The following is a 391-nucleotide window of genomic DNA, read 5'->3' on the forward strand; positions in this document are numbered from 1 at the left end:
GCCTTGCTGCAAGCGTCTGACGTACCCATCGAGATCAATTGCACGGCAGCTACCGTGGCTGCTGCCGTGCCGAAGAAGTTCCGGCGACGGTGGTCAATTGTTTCGGAAGCCCTGGTCATATCCATTGCTCAATCCTCGCCGTTCACGCGATCATGCCCGGTCGATCGTCACATCGGTGACGTCGATGGTGATTGGCACGAATCCCTGGTTCGCAACGCCATTGGCATCATGCAGAAGGACGCGCCTTCGCGTTGGAAACACGAACCCACCAAATCTCTTTGGGTCATACGTGTAGTGGGCGACAGGCGGGCTGCCAGTCACATCGGGTGAGTAGTCCATCCTCCGAAGCATGAACCTTTGGTCGTAGTAGAAGACCTGGTCGGCGTTATGG

1 pseudogene is annotated in these 391 nt (G+C 57.0%); it reads right to left on the reverse strand.

Features of this window, described 5'->3' with window-relative positions:
• Positions 1–150 precede the first annotated feature (150 nt).
• Positions 151–391 (reverse strand): annotated as a pseudogene (locus tag EN914_RS38920) (hypothetical protein); the annotation flags it as partial.

This window comes from Mesorhizobium sp. M7A.F.Ca.CA.001.08.2.1 (assembly GCF_003998455.1).
GTDB lineage: Bacteria > Pseudomonadota > Alphaproteobacteria > Rhizobiales > Rhizobiaceae > Mesorhizobium > Mesorhizobium ciceri.